This is a genomic window from Burkholderia sp. E168m23 (assembly GCF_016586125.1).
Lineage (GTDB): Bacteria > Pseudomonadota > Gammaproteobacteria > Burkholderiales > Burkholderiaceae > Burkholderia > Burkholderia orbicola.
Window position 1 is genome coordinate 1 of record NZ_BCPP01001667.1, and the last position, 623, is coordinate 623.

Annotated in this window: 1 protein-coding gene; it reads right to left on the reverse strand. The window is 64.4% G+C overall.

The features are described from left to right. Positions 1–81: 81 nt before the first annotated feature. Positions 82–623: tyrosine-type recombinase/integrase (locus JMF90_RS39550; protein WP_201326598.1), on the reverse strand; the 542-nt coding region annotated here is incomplete at its 5' end.

Here is a 623-nt window from a genome sequence, read left to right on the forward strand (position 1 = left end):
TTTTTCGGGAGCTGTGAAACGGTGAGGCTGCGCCACGCAAGGCTGCTCACGGATCGCGTCGCGCGAGCAGCCGTTTCCTGATCAGTGAGTTTCGTCGCGGTCGGACGCGTCACCGTTGCTGTCGGCCAGCCCGTCGCGCCAGTTTTTCCACGCGCGATGCAGGCGATTCGACGAGATCGGCCGCATGAAGCCCAGCCATTTGCCGACCCGCTCGGGCGGCACGTCATGCTCGAACAGTTCCGCCGCGTAGGTATTGCGCAAGGTTTGCGGGCTGGTGCGTGCAGTGCGCGACGACGTGAGCCCGGCCGATTCGACGATCGCGTCGATCGCGCGCAGCATCGTCGCCTTGTGCATCGGCCGTCCGGCGTGCGACGCGGGGAAGACGAGCTCCCCCGGAATCTCCTGGCGTTTGCGTTCGGTGAGCCAGGCTTCCAGCAACGCGATCGCGAATGAGGCCAGATGAGTTTCGCGTGCGTAATCCGGATGCGTCGATTCGATCCGCAGCGACGTGTTGCTCGTATTGATGCAACTAATCGTAAGCGCGCGCGCTTCGCCGGTTTTGATGCCGGCGCCGAGAAATGCAGCGACGAGTGCGCGGTCGCGACGCTCCTTCCAGTACGCGG